20 protein-coding genes are annotated in these 20,098 nt (G+C 30.3%); 5 read left to right on the top strand and 15 right to left on the bottom strand.

The window, feature by feature from the left end:
* Positions 1-25: 25 nt before the first annotated feature.
* The 3 genes from H518_RS0117990 (at position 26) to H518_RS0118000 (ending at position 2,859) form a co-directional block, all read left to right on the top strand.
* Positions 26-1,102: a nucleotidyltransferase family protein gene (locus tag H518_RS0117990; RefSeq protein WP_028890368.1), complete on the top strand. Its 1,077-nt coding sequence runs from the start codon at positions 26-28 to the stop codon at positions 1,100-1,102.
* A 217-nt stretch (positions 1,103-1,319) separates the two neighbouring features.
* Positions 1,320-2,024: a recombinase family protein gene (locus H518_RS0117995; protein ID WP_028890369.1), complete on the top strand. Its 705-nt coding sequence runs from the start codon at positions 1,320-1,322 to the stop codon at positions 2,022-2,024.
* A 25-nt stretch (positions 2,025-2,049) separates the two neighbouring features.
* Positions 2,050-2,859: a zinc ribbon domain-containing protein gene (locus H518_RS0118000; protein ID WP_028890370.1), complete on the top strand. Its 810-nt coding sequence runs from the start codon at positions 2,050-2,052 to the stop codon at positions 2,857-2,859.
* On the opposite strand, the gene H518_RS0118005 is transcribed toward H518_RS0118000, so the two are convergent.
* The 3 genes from H518_RS0118005 to H518_RS0118015 form a co-directional block, all read right to left on the bottom strand.
* On the bottom strand, positions 2,813-3,283 hold the full coding sequence (locus tag H518_RS0118005; RefSeq protein WP_028890371.1) for a hypothetical protein: 471 nt from the start codon (positions 3,281-3,283) through the stop codon (positions 2,813-2,815). The genes H518_RS0118000 and H518_RS0118005 overlap by 47 nt on opposite strands.
* A gap of 435 nt (positions 3,284-3,718) precedes the next feature.
* Positions 3,719-4,606: a 3-hydroxyacyl-CoA dehydrogenase family protein gene (locus H518_RS0118010; RefSeq protein WP_028890372.1), complete on the bottom strand. Its 888-nt coding sequence runs from the start codon at positions 4,604-4,606 to the stop codon at positions 3,719-3,721.
* 29 nt (positions 4,607-4,635) lie between these two features.
* Positions 4,636-5,595 carry a Gfo/Idh/MocA family protein gene (locus tag H518_RS0118015; RefSeq protein WP_028890373.1) on the bottom strand — a complete coding sequence of 320 codons (960 nt, stop codon included), beginning with the start codon at positions 5,593-5,595 and terminating at the stop codon, positions 4,636-4,638.
* A 274-nt stretch (positions 5,596-5,869) separates the two neighbouring features.
* Between H518_RS0118015 and H518_RS0118020 the strand changes: the two genes are divergently transcribed.
* Positions 5,870-6,511: a protein-L-isoaspartate(D-aspartate) O-methyltransferase gene (locus tag H518_RS0118020; protein WP_028890374.1), complete on the top strand. Its 642-nt coding sequence runs from the start codon at positions 5,870-5,872 to the stop codon at positions 6,509-6,511.
* 54 nt (positions 6,512-6,565) lie between these two features.
* On the opposite strand, the gene H518_RS21200 is transcribed toward H518_RS0118020, so the two are convergent.
* From H518_RS21200 to H518_RS0118075, 11 genes are all read right to left on the bottom strand, one after another.
* A complete protein-coding gene (locus H518_RS21200; RefSeq protein ID WP_155995264.1) occupies positions 6,566-6,727 on the bottom strand; it encodes a hypothetical protein in 162 nt (53 codons plus the stop codon).
* Between the two features lie 19 nt (positions 6,728-6,746).
* Positions 6,747-7,607: a substrate-binding domain-containing protein gene (locus H518_RS0118030; RefSeq protein ID WP_028890375.1), complete on the bottom strand. Its 861-nt coding sequence runs from the start codon at positions 7,605-7,607 to the stop codon at positions 6,747-6,749.
* Positions 7,608-8,477, bottom strand: a complete 870-nt coding sequence (locus tag H518_RS0118035) for a nucleoside phosphorylase (RefSeq protein WP_028890376.1) — start codon at positions 8,475-8,477, stop codon at positions 7,608-7,610.
* The gene (locus H518_RS0118040; protein WP_028890377.1) at positions 8,478-9,422 is read right to left on the bottom strand and encodes a DUF1835 domain-containing protein; all 945 of its coding nucleotides are present in this window, start codon (positions 9,420-9,422) and stop codon (positions 8,478-8,480) included.
* Positions 9,423-9,570: 148 nt separating this feature from the next.
* Positions 9,571-9,894 (bottom strand): translation initiation factor, encoded by a 324-nt coding sequence (locus tag H518_RS0118045; protein ID WP_028890378.1) that lies wholly within the window; start codon positions 9,892-9,894, stop codon positions 9,571-9,573.
* A gap of 4 nt (positions 9,895-9,898) precedes the next feature.
* On the bottom strand, positions 9,899-10,846 hold the full coding sequence (locus H518_RS0118050) for an isopenicillin N synthase family dioxygenase (protein ID WP_028890379.1): 948 nt from the start codon (positions 10,844-10,846) through the stop codon (positions 9,899-9,901).
* Positions 10,847-10,906: 60 nt separating this feature from the next.
* Positions 10,907-11,623, bottom strand: a complete 717-nt coding sequence (locus tag H518_RS0118055; protein ID WP_028890380.1) for a DUF6048 family protein — start codon at positions 11,621-11,623, stop codon at positions 10,907-10,909.
* A complete protein-coding gene (locus H518_RS0118060; protein ID WP_028890381.1) occupies positions 11,604-12,083 on the bottom strand; it encodes a DUF6452 family protein in 480 nt (159 codons plus the stop codon). The genes H518_RS0118055 and H518_RS0118060 overlap by 20 nt, the downstream gene beginning before the upstream one ends.
* Before the next feature lie 6 nt (positions 12,084-12,089).
* Positions 12,090-13,541, bottom strand: coding sequence for a 23S rRNA (uracil(1939)-C(5))-methyltransferase RlmD (gene rlmD, locus H518_RS0118065; RefSeq protein WP_028890382.1), 1,452 nt, complete (start codon positions 13,539-13,541; stop codon positions 12,090-12,092).
* A 102-nt stretch (positions 13,542-13,643) separates the two neighbouring features.
* Positions 13,644-14,339 carry an OmpA family protein gene (locus H518_RS0118070; RefSeq protein ID WP_028890383.1) on the bottom strand — a complete coding sequence of 232 codons (696 nt, stop codon included), beginning with the start codon at positions 14,337-14,339 and terminating at the stop codon, positions 13,644-13,646.
* A 17-nt stretch (positions 14,340-14,356) separates the two neighbouring features.
* Positions 14,357-14,833, bottom strand: coding sequence for a lipocalin family protein (locus H518_RS0118075; RefSeq protein ID WP_028890384.1), 477 nt, complete (start codon positions 14,831-14,833; stop codon positions 14,357-14,359).
* 597 nt (positions 14,834-15,430) lie between these two features.
* On the opposite strand from H518_RS0118075, the gene rocD reads away from it, so the two are divergent.
* Positions 15,431-16,675: an ornithine--oxo-acid transaminase gene (gene rocD, locus H518_RS0118080; RefSeq protein ID WP_028890385.1), complete on the top strand. Its 1,245-nt coding sequence runs from the start codon at positions 15,431-15,433 to the stop codon at positions 16,673-16,675.
* Between the two features lie 207 nt (positions 16,676-16,882).
* Here the strand turns inward: rocD and H518_RS0118085 are convergent, their stop codons facing one another.
* The gene (locus H518_RS0118085) at positions 16,883-19,858 is read right to left on the bottom strand and encodes a DEAD/DEAH box helicase (protein WP_028890386.1); all 2,976 of its coding nucleotides are present in this window, start codon (positions 19,856-19,858) and stop codon (positions 16,883-16,885) included.
* Between the last annotated feature and the right edge of the window lie 240 nt (positions 19,859-20,098).

Consider the following 20,098-nt stretch of genomic DNA (forward strand, 5'->3'; position numbering starts at 1 on the left):
AGCATTTGAGTAATTAAAATAAATTATGAAAAAACCAAAAGATAATTTTACTGGAACTGGAGCAATTGTAGGAGGTGTACTTGGCTTGATAATGAATATTGTAGGTCAATCTAAAGAAAAGAAAGAAAACCCTCACAAGGAATTTGATTTTCAATCGCTTATTCTAGTTGGAATGATTGGTGCTATTATAGGATCAGTTAGTTTTGAAATTATCAAATTATTACTCTCTGTTTTTACTAGTAAAGAAGAAATTTTAGATGAAGCTGATGAAATAAGTTACTTAGGATCTGTATTAAATTCTTATCAACCAGATGAAATTGATAAACAAGTCCTTCAAAAAGGGAAACAACTTAAATTGGCTATAAAAAGAGAATTTAGTAATAAGTTATTAGGAAGGGGAGTAACATATCAGGGGTCTACTGTTCAAGGAACTGCTGTAAGTGGTTTATCTGATCTAGATATATTGGTCAAATTTAAAAGAACTAGTTTTTCTAAGGAGGAAGATATGCATGATGCCTTACATAACTTTTTAAAGTATAGATTTAATGATACAGATTTAATTGGTATTCGTGAACAAAAGCATTCTTTAGGTTTGATATACAAACTTAATGGTTCTAAAGAAATTATTGATGTAGTACCCACATTAAGAACAGATTTTATAAGAGGTAAAAATGAATATAACCTATTTAGAAACCCCAAATTATTAACAGGTTCAAGAAAATTAAAAATGAATCCTAATATACAAAAAGACCTTGGAGATAATGAGAATGAAAAAATAGAGATTATCAGATTATTAAAAATCTTAAAGTCAGAAAAAAAACTACCATTAAAATCAATTCTCATTACAGAATTAACTAAAAAAGCTTTTCAGGAAATAAGAATGCCTAAAAAGTTGAATCAAAAATTAGTTTTGATTTTAAATTTTATAAAAGATAACATCAAGACTATTCAAGTTAAGTCTCCAGATAATTTAAGAATATCTTTAACAGATTCACTTTCTATTAAAGATAAGGAAGAAATAAATATTGCTTTAGATGCTGTCTTAGATGATCTTAAAAATGACAAAAACTATTTATTAGATTATTTTCCTGAAAAGTCTTAAAACAATTAGATACTTTTCCTTGAATGATTCCTGATTCAAGTTTAGTTACAAAATCATCAGTTAAATTAAGAACCTTGGCAATAGTCTATTTTTTCATTAAAGTTTTCTAATTCCGTGGAAATACTATGTACTAAAAGTATTTCCACAACAAATATTACCTTGTTTTAGTGAAATTGTTGTGTTAGCTTAGCTTTTCATTCACAGAAACTTAGAAGTCATGAAAAAGCGAGTTGGCGTGTGGATTCGAGTATCCACAAAAACACAGCAGAGTTCAGATAGTCCAGAGCATCATTTAGAGAAAGCAAAAATGTATGCAGAGCTAAAAGATTGGGAAATTGTAGAAGAGTATCATCTGGAAGCATTCAGTGGTAAAAGTGTAATATCACATCATGAAACACAACGTATGATGCGTGATATTAAAAGTGGACATGTTGAAGCTTTAATTTTTTCAAAAATATCACGTTTGGCTCGAAACGTAAAAGAGCTTCTTGAATTTTCAGATATTTTTCAAAAATACAATGCTGACTTAGTTTCACTTGGAGAATCGATAGATACAAGTTCTCCATCGGGTAGATTTTTTTACACTATAATTTCTGCTATGAGTCAGTGGGAAAGAGAGAATATTGTTGAACGTATTAAGTCGTCTGTTGAGGTAAGAGCGAAAATGGGAAAAGTGATGGGAAGTATTTCATTTGGATATAAGCGTGTAGGAAAAGATGATATGGCACTAGATGAATACGAAGCTCCCATTAGAAAAATGATGTTTGATTTATTTTTAGAGCATAAACGATTTGGAACTGTTGCTAATATTTTAAATGATAAAGGATATCGTACTAAACGAAAGAGCCTCTTTTCAGGGACTACTATAAAACGATTATTAAGACCCAACAGCAAAGGGAATACGTCGCTCACATACCACTAAAATAGACGAAAACGGAAAAACCGTTATGCGTGATAAAGAAGAATGGTATATCCATGAAGCTCCACGTATTGTATCTGACGAAGTTTGGGATGAAGTAAATGTAATTATCCAAAAACAAGAAAAGGAAAAAGTGCAGCCACTGAATAAAAAGGTTTACCTATTCACAAGTTATCTTTTCTGCGAGTGTGGAGGTGGAATGTACGTTCCTTCAAGTAATCCAAAATACACCTGTAAAAAATGCAAACGTAAAATTCATATTGAAGATATCGAAGAAATTTTCAAAGAACAACTTACCGAGTTCATTATTTCAAAAGATGAAGTAAATCGTTATTTTGATGGAACACATACTGTAATCCGTGATAAAGAGCAAGAGATTGTAAATATCAAATCAAAAATTGAAACATTAGAAATAAAAATACAAAAACTATTTGAACTCCACGAAAAAGGGCAAATTGAAACAGAGAGATTTAAAGATTTCTATGACAAACCAAATACTCAAATAGAACAGTTAAAAAGAAAAATACCAGAGCTTGAAGGTGAAATATATGCTTTAAAAGACCAGTTTAAATCTAGTGGTTATATTATCGAAGAAGCTCGTTCTCTTTATGAAAATTGGGATAAACTTACCAAAGAACAAAAACGTAACATTATAGAAATCATTACTGAAAAGATAGTCGTATCAGAACAGGAAGTAAATATTACGCTTAACTATATTCTGCCTACTAACTCTTCTTTGCAAAAGACGTCAAATGGGGCACATGGGCTATTGTCAATGTTGGTAAATCTTTTTATTTTTTTCTATGAGTATAGTCATTTACAGTTTTACAATTATTAATTAAATAGAAAGTCAAATCCTTAATAAATAACTCTGAACCTATTTCAAATGATAAATCATAAACTCTCATCATTCTTTCTACATTTTCTGAAACTTTTGGAATCAAAGCATTAGAAAGTGCTTTTTGATTAAAATTTTTAGAGTCATTTTTTTCTATAGTTTGGCAAATTTCAGTCGCAACTGATTCTATAAAATCTCTCTTTTTTTTATTCCTTTTTTTCTCCTTTTTACTTAACGATTTATCAATATCTATTTTAAATTCAGTTATGAAGTTTTCTTCAAGATACTTTATTTCCTGTTCAGAAGGTTTAGTTTGCTGAAAATAAATTTTAGAAGCTAAACAGGTTTTAAAAGCAATAATTTCACTCATTTTATTTTTAATAGCAATAGTTCCTAAAACACGTAGGATATCTTTTGTATTCAATATTTCGTTTAAGTCTTCGATAATAGCTATACCTTTACTAAATTCAAAACTTTCCTCAGTGTATATTTTTTTTGAAGAAATTATTTTATAGGATATAGTTTTTTGAAATTCAACTTTTGTTTCAATTGATTCAAACTTATCAACACAATTAAAATGGTTCCTTTCTTGTGCAAAATTAAAGTCAGAAATAATAATATTGTTAAAATTCTCATTCAGTTTTTTTTATGTTATGCTAATAAATATATAGTAATTATACTATAAAAGTAATGAAATTTCATATTTAACCCTAAGTGGATTAATGGTTTTTTTGAGAATTATAAGGAAAATGCTGTAACAATATTGTTACTGTAAATACTGAATACAAAATAACAAACCCCTCTATAAAATAGAAGGGTTTGCTTATTTTGATAAACCGAAATTTACAACTGTTTTACTTTAAGAAAACATTTTAGCTACTTTTTCAGCTTTTCGACTTTCACTATAGTCGTAAAAACCTTCACCAGATTTACTACCTAATTTACCTGCGTTTACCATATTTACTAATAGCGGGCATGGAGCATATTTAGGATTTTTAAAACCTTCATACATTACATTTAAAATTGATAAACATACATCTAAACCAATAAAATCTGCTAATTGTAATGGACCCATTGGGTGTGCCATACCTAATTTCATAACTGTGTCAATCTCAGCAACACCAGCAACGCCATTATATAAGGTTTCAATAGATTCGTTAATCATTGGCATTAAAATACGATTTGCCACAAAACCAGGGTAATCGTTAACCTCTACAGGAACTTTTTTAATTTTCTTAGTTAAATCAACAGTAAAATCCATTACTTCATCAGAAGTATTATAACCTCTAATGATTTCAACTAATTTCATGATTGGCACCGGATTCATAAAATGCATTCCAATTACCTTATCAGGTCTTTTTGTTACAGCAGCAATCTGTGTTATTGAAATAGAAGAAGTATTTGTAGCTAAAATGGTGTTTTCAGGACAAACTTCATCTAAATCTTTAAATATTTTTAATTTTAAGTTTACATTTTCTGTTGCAGCTTCAATAACTAAACTAGCAGATTGCACCCCTTCTTTAATAGAAGTATGTGTTGTAATATTAGCTAAAGTAGTTTTTTTATCATCTTCAGATATTTTTTCTTTAGACACCATTCTGTCTAAATTCCTGGTAATAGTAGCCAAACCTTTGTCTAAAGCAGTTTGAGATATATCAATAAGTTGAACGTTGTAACCAAATTGAGCAAATGTATGGGCAATTCCATTTCCCATAGTTCCAGCTCCAATAACAGCGATGTTTTTCATATTGTTTGTTGTGTTTTTATTATTTTTTGTTAAAAGCAGTCTATAATTAAGTGAGCAACTCGTAAGGCTTCTGTACCTTGGGTTAATGAAACAATAGGTGTTGTATTATTATTTATTGCATCAGCAAATGATTCTAGTTCATCTAAAATGGCATTATTCTCAACAACCGCAGGATTATCAAAATAAATTTGTTTTTTAACACCTTCAGCATTTTGTAAAATCATAGCAAATTCATCAGGGTTCTCAGGAACATCTTTCATTTTAACAACTTCAGATTTTTTCTCTAAGAAATCAACAGAAATATAGGCGTCTTTTTGAAAAAAACGACTTTTACGCATATTTTTCATTGATATTCTGCTAGAAGTTAAATTCGCAACACATCCGTTTTCAAACTCAATACGAGCGTTTGCAATATCTGGGGTGTCAGAAATAACAGAAACACCACTAGCATGTACGTTTTTTACTTTAGATTTTACGACTGATAAAATAATATCAATATCATGAATCATTAGATCTAAAACAACAGGTACATCAGTTCCTCTTGGGTTAAATTCTGCTAATCTATGTGTTTCGATAAACATTGGAGAGTCTATCATGTCTTTTACAGCGGTAAACGCAGGGTTAAAACGTTCAACATGTCCTACCTGACCACGAACATGGTTCTGGCTAGCCAACGTTTTTATAGCCTCAGCTTCTTGTAATGTATTTGTTATTGGTTTTTCAATAAAAACATGTTTCCCATTTTCAATAGCTTGTTTGGCACAATCAAAATGAGATAGGGTTGGGGTAACGATATCTACGACATCAACAGCATTAATTAACTCTTCAATAGAATCAAATAATTTATACCCAAATTCTTTTGCAACCTTTTTAGCGTTTTCAGTAAAAGGATCATAGAAACCTATTAAATCATATTTTTTAGATTGTTGTAACAAACGCAAGTGTATTTTACCTAAATGACCTGCACCTAAAACTCCAGCTTTTAACATAATATGTTTGATTTTTTAGTCATTTTTAACAAGAAGGTTGTACATTACTAGAGTATTCAACCTTTAAATGACGTTGTTTTTAACCTATTTAGCTTTTCTATTTTAACTTGAAAAGCAATGCTAACAAAGATACACTTTTATACAGATTTATTACTATTTTTGGCATGTTGAAATTATATTATTAGAAAATAAACAGCATAATTATTTGTTAAAAATAATAGAATTGTAAATCAACAGATTAAATAATAATTCACCATTAGCATCGTATTTATAAATGAAAGACACAACAAAGCACCAGGGACTTAGAAATCAGTTAGCAACTACGTTACAAGCCAAAGGCATTGTAAATGAAAATGTATTGAAGGCTGTTCGTAAAATACCTAGGCATTTGTTTATAGATAGTAGTTTTGAAGCGCATGCATATCAAGATAAAGCATTTCCTATTGCGGCAGAGCAAACAATTTCTCATCCATATACGGTTGCTTTCCAATCACAAGTTTTAGAAATAAAGCCAGGAGAAAAAGTACTTGAAATAGGAACGGGTTCTGGTTATCAAACAGCAGTTTTATTAGAGTTAAAAGCTGAGGTTTACACGATAGAGCGTCAGCATGAGTTGTTTAAAAAAACATCAATGTTTTTACCTAAGATAGGTTATAGACCTAAACGATTTATTTTTGGTGATGGTTATATTGGGTTGGTAGAAGAAGCACCTTTTGATAAAATAATTGTAACAGCAGGAGCGCCGTTTGTACCAAAAGCATTACTTGGGCAAATAAAAGTAGGAGGTATGTTATTAATACCTGTAGGTGATAAAGAACAGGTAATGACATTATTTATTAGAAACTCTCCAAAGGAATTTGAAAAACACGAATTAGGTGATTTTAAATTTGTACCAATGTTAGAGGACAAAAACTAAAAAATCCGCCTAAGAAAAGCGGATTTATTGAATTTGAATTAAAAGAACATCAACTTATTCAGCAATCTCAGTTGCATCAGCAACAATAATTTCTGATTGATGTTTATTTTGTTTTGTTTTATCAATTTTAGATAAACCGCAAGGTGCTGTACTTCCACAAGAAGAAAAACCCACTAAACTAACAACACAAATTGCAATAAATACTATTTTTTTCATTTTTTTTGGTTTTAAAAAATCAAATATACATATTTCTGATTAACTCACCAGAATCTTTCTTCTCTTCAATAACGTTAAAACCTATCATTTTATTTTGTATGCTTGTTATTAAATTTTTTGTGATAGGTTCTCCATGATTCCATTCAGTTATTGATAACCATTTTTGAATGTCTTCTAATTGTTGTTCATACCTACAGGCTAGTGTTTCGTCAATATTTTTAAGGTTCTTAAAATCAGTAGTACAATTATTAATAATGTCTAATACTTTTTTTACTTCATTAAAGTTTTTTTCTAGTATTTCATTACGTACTGCTACAACAAAACAAGGCCATGGAGTAGGGCAATCACCTAAACGCCTAAAAGTAGCATTATCTACCAGTGGTTTTGTTGTAAAGTGTTCCCACATAAAGTAATCGGCCTCACCATTTGTTAAGGCGTCTATTCCTCCTTGTAAATTACCAACAACTTTAAATTTTAAATTATCTATATTCCAACCATTATTATGTGCATTTACAATAGCCATTAAATGTGATCCTGAACCAAAACGACTTATAGCAACGGTAGCATTTTCTAAATCTTCAATTTTTTTAAATTTAGATTTAGCGCCAACATGAATTCCCCATATTAGAGGGCTTTGTACAAAAACTTGGGTTATTTTTGAAGGATTACCATTTATAATGTCTTTAATAATACCTTCAGTTAATACAATAGCAATATCAACATCACCAGAACGTAAAGCCTTACACATTTCTCCGGTTCCTCCAGGGAAATCTTGCCAACGTAAATTAATGTCTTCGTTCGTATATTCTTTATTTTTTAAGGTTAAATACCAAGGATAATTAAAGTGTTCTGGTACGCCACCTACTTTTAAGTTTAGCATTTATTTTACTAATTTATCTAATGTATATTTAATTAAATCAGCAACAACCTTACCAGGATTTTCGCTAAATGTTCCGTTAGCTCTGTTGGCAATTATAGCATTCATTGAAGCTGCATTATGACCTAATAATGTTGATAAACCATAAATAGCAGAAGTTTCCATTTCTAAATTGGTAATTCTGTTTCCGTTATGGTTAAAACTATCTATTTTTTTATTTAATTCTGCATCTTGTAAAGCCAAACGTAATACGCGTCCTTGTGGGCCATAAAAACCTCCTGCTGTAGCAGTAATACCTTTAAAAACTTTATCAGACATTAATTTGTCTTCTAAGTATTTTCCATTCGATACTATTAAAGGGTATGGTTTTTTTGAACACCAATCGGTGTGTGCAATAAAAGCTTTTTCAACTTCTGGATGGGTTATTTCTTCTGTTTTATAAGATAATAACATTCCGTTTAAGTCTAAGGCATGTGAACTTAGTAGAAAACTATCAACAGGAATATCTGTTTGTAAAGAACCAGAAGTACCTATGCGCGTAATATTTAATGATGTATGCGTTTTTCCTACTTGACGTGTATCTAAATTGATGTTTACTAAAGCATCTAATTCATTTAAAACAATATCAATATTATCAGGGCCAATACCTGTAGAAATTACAGTTAAACGTTTTCCTTTATAAGTTCCTGTAGTAGTTTTAAATTCACGTTTTTGAGTTGTAAATTCAATACTGTCAAAGTGTTGCGTAACTTTATCTACACGGTTTTGATCTCCAACGAATATAATATTGGTAGCTATATGTTCTGGCCTTAAATTTAGATGATATATACTTCCATCAGGATTTAAGATGAGTTCAGAATGTTTAATGTTCATTTATGATGTAATTTTCAACAATTTATCTGTAGCGTTTACATATAAATAGCTGTATTTTTTAGCTCCGCCAAGATACGAAAAATCAGAACGTATTTTACCATAATAGTTGGTTTGCAGTTCTAGTACTTGTTTACCAACCCTACTTAGTTTAACGGGATTAAATGAAGTGAATAGTTTTTTTAATTGCTCTATTTTATTAAGGTACTGTGTATCACCAAAACCGTAATTTTCTTGGTTTGCTAATAAATTAGCAACAAGTTGATTTTTAGTACTAAATTGATTGTTTTTTGCGGTTTCTAAAATGCCATTTTCAATATGGTTTAAACCATTTTTGATTGATGGAAATCGAAGAAGGTGAGATTTTATTGCTTCTTCTAAATAACTGAAGATTGAATTTTTATTTGATTTAGAAGCGTTTTCTAATTGTAATGGACTGTCTGAACAATATAACTGCCAAATATAATCAGCATATTCGATGTCATCTTGGGTTAAAACAACCTTATTTTTATAATGTTGTTTTAATTGATTGTCGGATAATTCTCCTAGACCGACTAATTTTTCTTGTGTTTCTATTTTTCCGCTACAAACTAAAGATATTTGACGTCCTTTTCTATAGCGTTTTAGCCAGCTTATAACAGCAAGCATGTTTATTTGACAAAACAAATCATATTCAAACCATAAAACAATTTCATCTTGTTGTTTTTGATTACAAAGATTACGGTATTCTTTTACTGTATAGTCAATAAACTTTTGCTTAGAAACTTTATAGGAAGATTTAAAAAAATCGAAACGAGTTCTCCAAAAGTCTTCACTACCAACTTCAACAGTAGTTTTACCTTCACAGAGCATTTCTCGCCATGTAATTATTTGACCATCAAAATTTAATTTTCTTAAACGTTTTGTAGTGTAGTCTCCGTTTGTAATATGTAATGTTGGGGATGTCATATTTTAGGGATTGAAATTAATTATATTGATCTATACATAATAAACGCTCTTTTTTTAACGTTATTATTAGTTTCTTGTTAAAAAACGTTTAAATATAGTAAAAACAAAAAACATCAAGAAATATTTATTCTTGATGTTTTAATATTAATTAACCTCCAACGCGTTTTACATTAAAGCCTTTGTCTTTTAGAATTTGCATTATTTTATCTCGGTAATCTCCCTGAATAATTATTTTATCATCTTTAAAACTACCGCCAACACTTAACTTTGTTTTAATTTCTTTTGCAAGTTTCTTAAAATCTTGGGTAGCGCCTGTGTAGCCATCTAAAATTGTAATCGGTTTTCCTTTACGTTTTTCATACTTGCAAAGTATAGGATCGTCTTGCAACCAAATATCAGGTTTCTGTTCTTTTTTAACTTCAGTTTCTTTATGCTCTGGAAATAAATTTTTTAATTGATCTTTTAAGTCCATAATATTATTTTTTCAATCCTAATTCACGTAAACGTTCATCTAAAAATTCACCAGCTGTAATATCTTCAAATTGTTTAGGGTTGTTTTCGTCAATACAATTATCTAAAACATCTAATTTCATATCAGATACTGGGTGCATAAAGAAAGGAATAGAATAACGAGAGGTTCCCCAAGATTCTTTTGGAGGATTTGTTACTCTGTGTATGGTAGATTTTAATTTGTTGTTACTATGGCGAGATAGCATATCGCCAACATTAATCATTAATTCATCAGGCTGCGCAACAGCATCAATCCAATCTCCTTTATGATTTTGAACTTGTAGCCCTTTTCCTTGAGCTCCCATTAATAAGGTAATTAAATTAATATCTCCATGGGCAGCTGCTCTTTCAGCTCCTTTTGGTTCTGTTTTTATAGGAGGGTAGTGTATAGGGCGTAATATACTATTTCCGTCTTTAATATAGTTATCAAAATAAACTTCTTCTAAGCCTAGGTGTAATGCTAAAGAACGTAAAACGTATTTAGCCGTTTTTTCTAGCATTTGGTAGGTTTGTTTACCAACTTCGTTAAACTTAGCAAGTTCTTCAACACTTACATTGTCTGGATATTCATTTGCGTATTTAGAGGCAGCATCTACATACTGACCAAAATGCCAAAATTCTTTTAAATCACCTTCTTTTTTTCCTTTAGCACTTTCCTTACCAAAAGAAACATAGCCTCTTTGACCACCAATACCAGGGATTTCATATTTCTCTTTTATATTAGTAGGTAAGTCAAAAAAGTTTTTAATTTCAGTATATAAATTATCAACTAGTTTATCGTCTAAGAAATGACCTTTTAAAGCTACGAATCCTATATTCTCATAAGCGTCACCAATTTCATTGATGAATTTTTGTTTTCTGTTTTTATCGTCTGATAAAAAGTCTGCTAAATTTACGCTTGGAATTTTATTCATTGTTAATAAGTTTAATTATTTAAAGTGTAAAGTTAGTGAAATCAACGATAGGCTTTAAAATTACTTATTAACAAAAGGGATTAGGTAAGAGATTGTATAATTAAAACCAAAACCGGTATTACTTTCAAAAACACGATTAAAACCAGGGGCATATAATGTTTTAAAGCTCTTTTGATCATCTAAGCTTAACATTATTTTGTAAGAAAACCCTCCGCTTAAATATAAGTTCTTTAAAACTTCTACCTTTATACCTAGTTGAATTTCAGTCCAATGAGCTGTTAATCCTGTTTCTGTTAAAGGAGTTGTTATTGTATTGGTAGGGAAATAGGGAAGTGTCTTTTCAACTCCACTAGTAACATTAGGTGTGTAGCTATTTAAAGTATGATCAAAAATAGCAAACCCATATCGCATACCTACATAAATTTCGTTGCTCATATCTAACCAATTTTTATAGGCGTTAAAGTTAGCTCCTAATCTAATAAAGCTTCCTTTTGATGTTGAGGTTGTAAAATCTTCAAAAGTTTTTTCTTCTTCGTACCCTAGTTCTGTAGCGATATACCATTTTTTAGAAATACGATAATCACCAACCAATTCTAATCCACTATAGCTCTTATCTACAATTGATAAGGCAGGTCTGCTAATATCTACACCTAAACGTAAACCATAACCTGTTTTATAGGTTATGGTGTCTTTTTTAGTTTTTGATAGTTTTTGTTTCTGAGAAAAACCATTTGCACCAACAAATAGCAAACAGATACTAATAATATACTTGTACATGCGCTTTTGTTTGATCGTTAATATTTGTAATTGTTGAAGTAGATAAATTATCAATCCAACTAGTATGTGTTAAATTAATATCTTTAAATACTATTCTATAACCACAAGAACGAGAAACATAGTCGTCTTCAGAGTTGTGTTTTATGGTTAAAGTTGCTATTTTATTGTTTACAGCTATGTTATCTACATCATTCATTTTTAAAGTGTAAATAGTCTCATTTGCTAACGAGTTTAAAGGTATTGCAATACTATCTGTAGTTATACTTGTAAAAAGACTATCTGTTTTACCTTGTGCAATCATAGAAAAACGCAGTGCTTTCTTTTTTAAAGAGGTATCATCTTTATCATAAAAGCTTAAGATTAATCTTGGTGTAACAGGATTTTGAACACAGAAATCATCTTTTTCACAAGATGATAATCCTACAGAACAAATAAATAATAAAAGGATGTATTTTTTCATTAAAGCTTATTTTTCAAATAAAACAACGGTTTCTATATGTGCTGTATGCGGAAACTGGTCTACTAAACTAATCTTTTTTAATTTATAACCACTGTTAATTAATTCTTCTGTGTCACGAGCTTGTGTTGCTGGGTTACAAGATACGTAAACCATTCTATCAGCATTCAATCTGATTATTTTACGTAATGTTTTTGGCGCAATACCAGCACGAGCGGGATCTAAAATAATTGTTTTTATTTTATTTTGATATTGTGGGTGTTCCAATAAAAATTTACCAACATCAGCTGCATAAAACTGTAAGCCTTCAATATTGTTTCGTTTCGCATTTTCTTTTGCATCATCAATAGCAGAAGCTACAATATCTACTCCAACTATTTTTGCATTGTCGCTTCGTGAAGCTAAAATTTGTCCGATAGTTCCTGTTCCACAGAATAAATCCATAACCACAGTATTGTCAACAGCTTCTTTGTTCTCTAAAGCATAATCAACAACTTTTGTGTATAGTTTTTCGGCAGATTTAGGGTTTGTTTGAAAAAAGCTTTTCATGCTTATTTCAAAGTTTAAGCCTAATAGTTCTTCTACAATTTTATCTTTTCCTGTAACAAGTTCAATACTTCCTGAAGTTGCTATAGTTCTGTCTCCAATTTCATCGTTTATAGTATGAAGTAAACCAGCTAAGCGTTCTCCAAAAATATCTTTTAATAATTTAGCAAAAGCCTGCATATCAAAATTAGGTAAATCATACGATGTAGTTACTAAATTAAATAATAACTCATTTGTTTTATAAGATTTACGAACTACAAAATATCTAAAAAAACCTTCTTTTCTAGGGCCATGCCAAGGAGCTAAACCTGTTTTTTCACAATACTCACGTATTACTTTTAGGTTGTCTTCAACTTGAGCGTCAAATAAACCAGAATCTTTGTTTAGATTATCACCCATCCACCAAGTTCCACGACGTTTAAACCCTAAGGTAAAAAAATCGGCATCTGTTTTATTTTCTCTATCGTAACCAATTGCAGAAAAGCCGTATTCCATTTTATTTCTGTAGTGAAATACGTTGGGAGAGGTTATAAATTCATCAAATAAATCATCAATATTTTCAACTTTCCCTATTCTTTTAAATAAAGAGAGTGTACTTTCTTTCTTATATTTATGTTGCAGTTCAATAGGTAACTGAATGTAAGGAGCTCCAGGAATGTCTTGAAATGGAACTTTAACTTCATCTTCAGATGGTTCTAAAACATCAATTAATTTAGCTTCAGCATATTTCTTACTTGATTTGCTAATTTGTGCTTTTACCAATTGACCTGGTAGCGTATTAGGAACAAAAACAACAAAGCTACCTTCTTCAGATTTTATTCTTGCTATTCCTTTTCCTCCAAAAGCGTAATCCTCAATTTTTAATTCTAAAACTTGATTCTTCTTTACAAATTTATTTCGTTCTCTACGTGGCATTTTCTGTTATTTATAGATATGCAAAATTATGAAAAGTTATGGTTTGATAATACAAAAAAGGCTACTCATTTGAGTAGCCTTTTTTATAAAAGAGAGGATTGTTTATTGTCCTGCTTCTTTTTTAGCTTCATCAATCATTTGTTGGTTTGCAATAATAGCAAACTCTACACGTCTATTTTTACTTCTACCTTCAGCAGTTTCGTTAGAAGCAATAGGGTTTGTTATACCTAATCCTTTTGTTTTAAAACGACTTATACTTAAACCTTTACTTGTTAAGTATTTTTTTACTGAATTTGCTCTTTTTTCAGAAAGAGTTTGATTATATGCAACTTTACCTTTGCTATCAGTAAAACCATAAATGGCAATATCAGTATTATCATAACTTTTAAAAACAGGTAGTAATTTATTTAAGTTTGCTTTAGCTGCTGCACTTAAGGTTGATTTATTAGTATTGAATCTAACTGCATTTTCACCTAAGGTTAACTTAATACCTTCACCAACTCTTTCTACTTCAGCACCAGGTAAAGCTTCTTTAATTTCACGAGCCTGCTTGTCCATTTTGTTACCAATAACACCACCTGCAACACCACCAATAACTCCTCCTAGTATTGCTCCTAATTCAGAATTTTTACCACTTCCTACATTGTTTCCAATCACGGCACCTAAAATAGCACCTGCTGTAGTACCTATTACGGCTCCTTTTTGAGTGTTGTTAGCGTTTTTAATTGAACTACAAGAAATAAAAATACTGCTTGCTAAAAATAAAATTGATAGACTATATATTATTGTTTTTTTCATTGTTACTTTTTTTATAATTATTTTCTTTGAAATGTATATGTTATATTTTTTGTTTGCCCTGCAACATTTATTTTATCAATTAAATTGAAGCTTGTTGCAGTTACATTGTTTATACTTAAAACAAAACCATTGTTAACGTTTTTTGCTTTATGATCGTTAATTATTTTTAATACAAACTCTCCGCTTTTATTAATGTACCAAGTTATTGGTGAACTAAATTCTTTACAGTTAGTATCTGGGGTATTTAAACTCATTTGACCTTTATTATTATTAGAAATAAAACTCCAGTTACTACCAATAAAACATTTAGAATCTCCTAAGTTAAAAGAGTTCACATTTAAATAATCAGAACCAGGGAAATTTACAGCAGAAATGGTCCAATTACCTTTAAGCATTTTTTCGGTTTTGTTATCTAATTTAGTGTTAACTACTGAAGTAGATTTACATCCAGCAAGTGTAGCTAAAAAGATGATAAAAAATAAAGTCTTTTTCATGATTTAATAAGTTTGTTATTTATATAAAGTGTTGTGCCGTTAGAAGGTTTAATTTTTTGACACATAAAGTGTTTTTAAGTCACTCTATTTTAATGTTAATTTATAATGTTTTTTTAATTGATTGATAAGTATATGTTTATGCTGTAATAAATTTCTTTTTTTTAATGAAAACAACTTCTTACTGGTTCTAAAAACCGTCTGTTGTAACGTTTTTTTATGCAGTGTTGTTATCTATTAACAACAGAACGTAAAATTAATTAAAAAAATATAAATAGGGTATTAAAAATGACATTATATGAAGAAAAAAAAGATCTATAAATAGTATATTTATTGAAACAATAGGAGAGTTATTTAATGAGTAAATATTATGACCTTCATGAATAAAAATGCTTTGTTAAGAGTAATTAAGCGATTAAGGTTGTAAGTTTCTTCATTGTTGGCAAAAATCTCAGATTAAGATATCAAAAGACAGGTAATATTTAGTAAATTGCAGCACTTTTTAGGGATGATTTCTTTCCCACGCTGAATTTTCGGAGCTTTTCGAAAGGATAAAGGTAGAAGAGGAATAGTTTTTTATGAATTAAAAATTATTTTAGAATGGCTGTTTTAGACCAATTAACTTCGCAACAAGCGATTGAATTAGAGAATAAGTATGGAGCTCACAATTATCACCCGTTACCAGTAGTATTAAGTAAAGGTGAAGGTGTACATGTGTGGGATGTAGAAGGTAAGAAATATTATGATTTTTTATCAGCTTATTCAGCAGTAAACCAAGGGCATTGTCATCCGAAAATTGTTGGAGCAATGGTAAACCAAGCACAAACTTTAACTTTAACTTCTCGTGCGTTTTATAACGATATGTTAGGTAAGTATGAAAAATTTGCTACCGAACTTTTTGGTTTTGATAAATTATTACCAATGAATACTGGTGCAGAAGCGGTAGAAACTGCTTTGAAATTGTGTAGAAAATGGGCTTATGAGGTAAAAGGAATTAATGAGAATGATGCACAGATAGTGGTTTGTGAAAATAATTTTCATGGTCGTACTACAACAATTATTTCGTTTTCAAATGATCCTGTAGCTCGTAAGAATTTTGGACCTTTTACAAATGGGTTTATTAAAATTGAATACAATAACTTAAAGGCTTTAGAGGAAGCTTTAGAGAGTGATAAAAATATTGCAGGTTTCTTAGTAGAGCCTATTCAAGGAGAGGCTGGAGTATATGTTCCTTCTGAAGGATATTTAGCAGCAGCAAAAGCTTTATGTGCAAAACATAATGTATTGTTTATTGCTGATGAAGTTCAAACAGGAATTGCTCGTACTGGTAAAATGTTAGCTATTGATCATGAAAATGTAAAGGCTGATATTTTAATTTTAGGAAAGGCTATTTCTGGTGGAGCGTATCCTGTTTCGGCAGTGTTAGCAGATGATAATGTTATGAACGTTATTAAGCCAGGAAATCATGGTTCTACTTTTGGAGGTAACCCTATTGCTGCGGCAGTAGCAACGGCTGCTTTAGAAGTTATACAAGAAGAAGGTTTGGCAGATAATGCTGAACGTTTAGGTAAAATATTTAGAGCTGAATTAGCTGAATTTGCTAAAGAAACTGAATTAGTTTTATCTGTTAGAGGTAAAGGTTTATTAAACGCTGTTTTAATTAACGATACTGAAGAGAGTTCTACTGCTTGGGATATTTGTATGAAGTTACGTGATAACGGATTATTAGCAAAACCAACACATGGAAATATTATTCGTTTTGCACCACCTTTAGTTATGACTGAGGAGCAATTAATGGATTGTATTTCGATTATTAAGAAAACAATTTCTGAGTTTAAGAAATAAGCTTTTTGAAATTTTAAATAAAAAAAGGAACGATTTTAATCGCTCCTTTTTTTGTTTTTAGATAATATTGAATGTGGAACCAATTTGTATTTTATCTAAAATGTTGGTTAATAGGTTAGCCCCGATTGTAGCATTTGTTTGAGCTCCTCGAAGAGAGCGAGTGCGGAAAGCGGGAAATGGCTTCTAAAAAATAAAATGTTATTTCCTTTATTTAACCATTTCGTGTACGTTTAAATGCTTTTTTAAGATACCAGAAGGTGTGTTTTTTGTTTCATCAAAAATTCGAGTGTCTCCAAATAAGATAAAACTTTCTTTAGCTCTAGATACGGCAACGTTTAACATGTTTGGTTTGTTGTCTTTTTCAAAAAACATGGTTCCTTCGTCTTCATTAGAATATACAGAACTGAATAGTATAATGCTTCGTTCTGCACCTTGTAATGCGTGTACGGTTCCTAGTTTTATGTTGTTTACTTTGTAACCTGCATCTGTTAAGGCTTTTGCTAATTCTCCTTTTTGACTTGCAAAAGGGGTGATAATTCCTAAAACACTTTCAATGTTTTCAACATTATAGGCTTCTTTTATTTTTTCTTTATTTTGTTGTAACCAGGTTATAATAGCTTTTACTTCGCTTATATTACAACGGCTATTGTATTTACGTTCGCTAACTCCTTCTATATGGTATGCCATCATTGAAGGGAAAGCTTGTGAATCTTTTGCTTTTCCTTTCATTGGTTTTAAAATACCATTGTAGGCTAGTTCGTTGCAAAAGTTAATAATTTCATCGTTACATCTTCTATGTTCTAATAGTACTAAGCCTTGTTCTTTCTGGGTAGCTAAAGGGGTTTCAAATTCACAGGCGTTTTGTGCCATTCTCATAATACTACCGCTTGAAGCTAAGAATCCTAAGTTTTTTAAATAGTTTTCATCGTCTTCGCTGTTTAGCATGTTAAGACTGGTTAAATTACCAGTGTCTATTTTTGGAGGTATTGACCAAATTGGTTCAATTTGTTTTAAATCTCCTACAACAAAGGCTTTTTGGGCTAAAGAGAATACAGGAATACTAACTTCTGGAGTTACTTGTCCTGCTTCATCTATAATTAAAAGGTCTAAGAAGTTATACAATGGTATATATTCGAAAATTCCTCTTCCGTTATCGTCTTCTCCTTGAAATTGGCTGTATAAAAAATGACTTGGTGCCATGTAAAATGTAGCTACAAAACACGGTGTTAGCATTGCTCTACGTTTCCATTTATTTTTAACGGCGTTTTCTCCAGTACCTTTTTCGGTATTGTTTTCTAACATGTCGTTTGTGGCTAACAACCATCGTGCTTCCCAATAATGAACAGCAAGTAGAAAGGCTTTATGGCGGAGTTCCATATCTAATTCGTCGTAAAAAAAACGTTGCGAATTATCGTTAGAATTCATTTTTTCGTATTCATTATTCCACATTTGTTCTTCTGATACAAAGGGAAATCCTTTAATACTGTTTTCTGCTTTCCAGTTCTTTAATCGTAAGTTAGCTTGTAATGCTAAGTTTAAGTTGGTAAGACATTCTTTTATAAGTGCTATTGTTTTTTCGTTACTAGCAATGGTATCTTCTGTAATTTTAAAAATAAAATCGACACTGTTGCTAGTTGTATCGGTATCAACTTTAAAATATTGTTTTACTTTTTCTATAAAATCGGCTTGTTTTACTGCCGATTTAAGATCTGTAATTATAGTTCTCCATTCTTTAAGTGTACCAATTTTAAAGGCATCTTTTTTTACATAGTTACTTTCATCTAAAAGTATGTTATTTATGTAATTTATAGAGTTTATATAGTCGGTAGAAAACTCAACACCATCTATTAAGGTGTTTTCTATAATTATAATTTCTTCTTGTAAATGATCACAAACATCTTCTAATGAGTTTGTTTCTGTATTGTAATAATTACAGAAGTTTGTTAAGAAATAATATTCGGCTTCGTCTATATAGTCTTCATTCTCTAAGTCGCACAACGTCCCTTCATTACCAAAAAGGTTCCCTTTTAAAAAGTTGATGTTTTTTAAGGCTTTTACACTTTTAGAGTTCGAAGGTAAGTAAGTTGCATAACCGTTAAAGTCAGGAATCCATCTGCTAGATAAGTCCACCATCGTACTTTCAGAATTGATAAAACTATCAATAATATTAGTAACCGCTTGGTTGTTGTTTGAACAGGCTAAAATTATTGGAGCATCTTCTCCTCTTATTGCCGCTTTTACAAATTCGGTAGCAACTAAACTTTGTAATAATGTTGTTTTTCCTGTTCCTGGGGGGCCATTAACTGCGGTAACAGCATTTTCTTCTGCTGTTAAATAAGAGAGTAATGTTTTTCGTTGACTGATTGATAGCGGAAATTCGTTAGACATTTGCCCTAAATGCAAGTGATTGTAATTTAAAAAACCTGCATCGGTAATTGCTTCTATTCTGTTTTTAGAAAGCGGATTTATTATTTTAGACAGTATAGGTAGTTCTTCTTCGTTTTTTAATAAGTTTTCGTATAAAAATAGAATACTTTTTGCAGTCGAAATTTTTGAACTTATAGCAAAGTAAGTAAGTTGATATTGTGTTGTGTAATTTTCTACTTGGTATTGTTGTAGGTTGCTATTGGTTATTTCTGAAAATATTTCGTTTATATAATCCCAGTATTCATCCCATGGTACCGATTCATCTTCATATTCGGCTTCTGGTGCTTCAAGATCTTTGGCATCTAAAATAGTATCAATAGCAGAAAAAATAAAATCGTTTTTAACATCGGCAACAGGGGTTAGGTAGTTACGAACGATTAAAGGAAATAATTCTTTAGGAGCTGATAATTGACCATCACGATTAACAACTGCAATAACCCAAAAAGGATGAATAGGGCGTTGTTTAGATTTTGGGTTGTCAGTTTTGTAATCTAAATGAAAAGGAGAAATAAGTATTTTTGTTTCTTCTACTTTATGCCAGTTATTACTGTCTTTTTTTATTCCTTTTAATCTATTAATTCTTCGTTCTTCAACGTCTAATAGTTCATTTGCTTGTTTTGAACCTATAAGTGCATTGCTTAAATCTGACGTGTTTTGATGAAATAAGTTTTTTATTTTAGAAATATCAATCGCTAAGTTTTCACTATCAGATAAACTATTCTTATAATATTGTAACCAATTTTTTTCGTTTTTCATAGGTATGAAGAAGTACTTGTTTTATAGATTTTGTGATAAAAAAGATGGCGAAAATAATATATTATTAGGGGCTAAATTTAGTTTTGTGATTCTTTTTATTAACGAAATGAACATCTTTTTTAACATATTCGTTTTTAGTAAAATAACGAAGTGGTTTTATAAATGGTAAATAGAAGTATTGCTGTATTAACTTTAATAAATATGATTTTTTAATAAAATTCAATATATTTAGTGTCTGAC

The organism is Tenacibaculum ovolyticum DSM 18103 (genome assembly GCF_000430545.1).
GTDB lineage: Bacteria > Bacteroidota > Bacteroidia > Flavobacteriales > Flavobacteriaceae > Polaribacter > Polaribacter ovolyticus.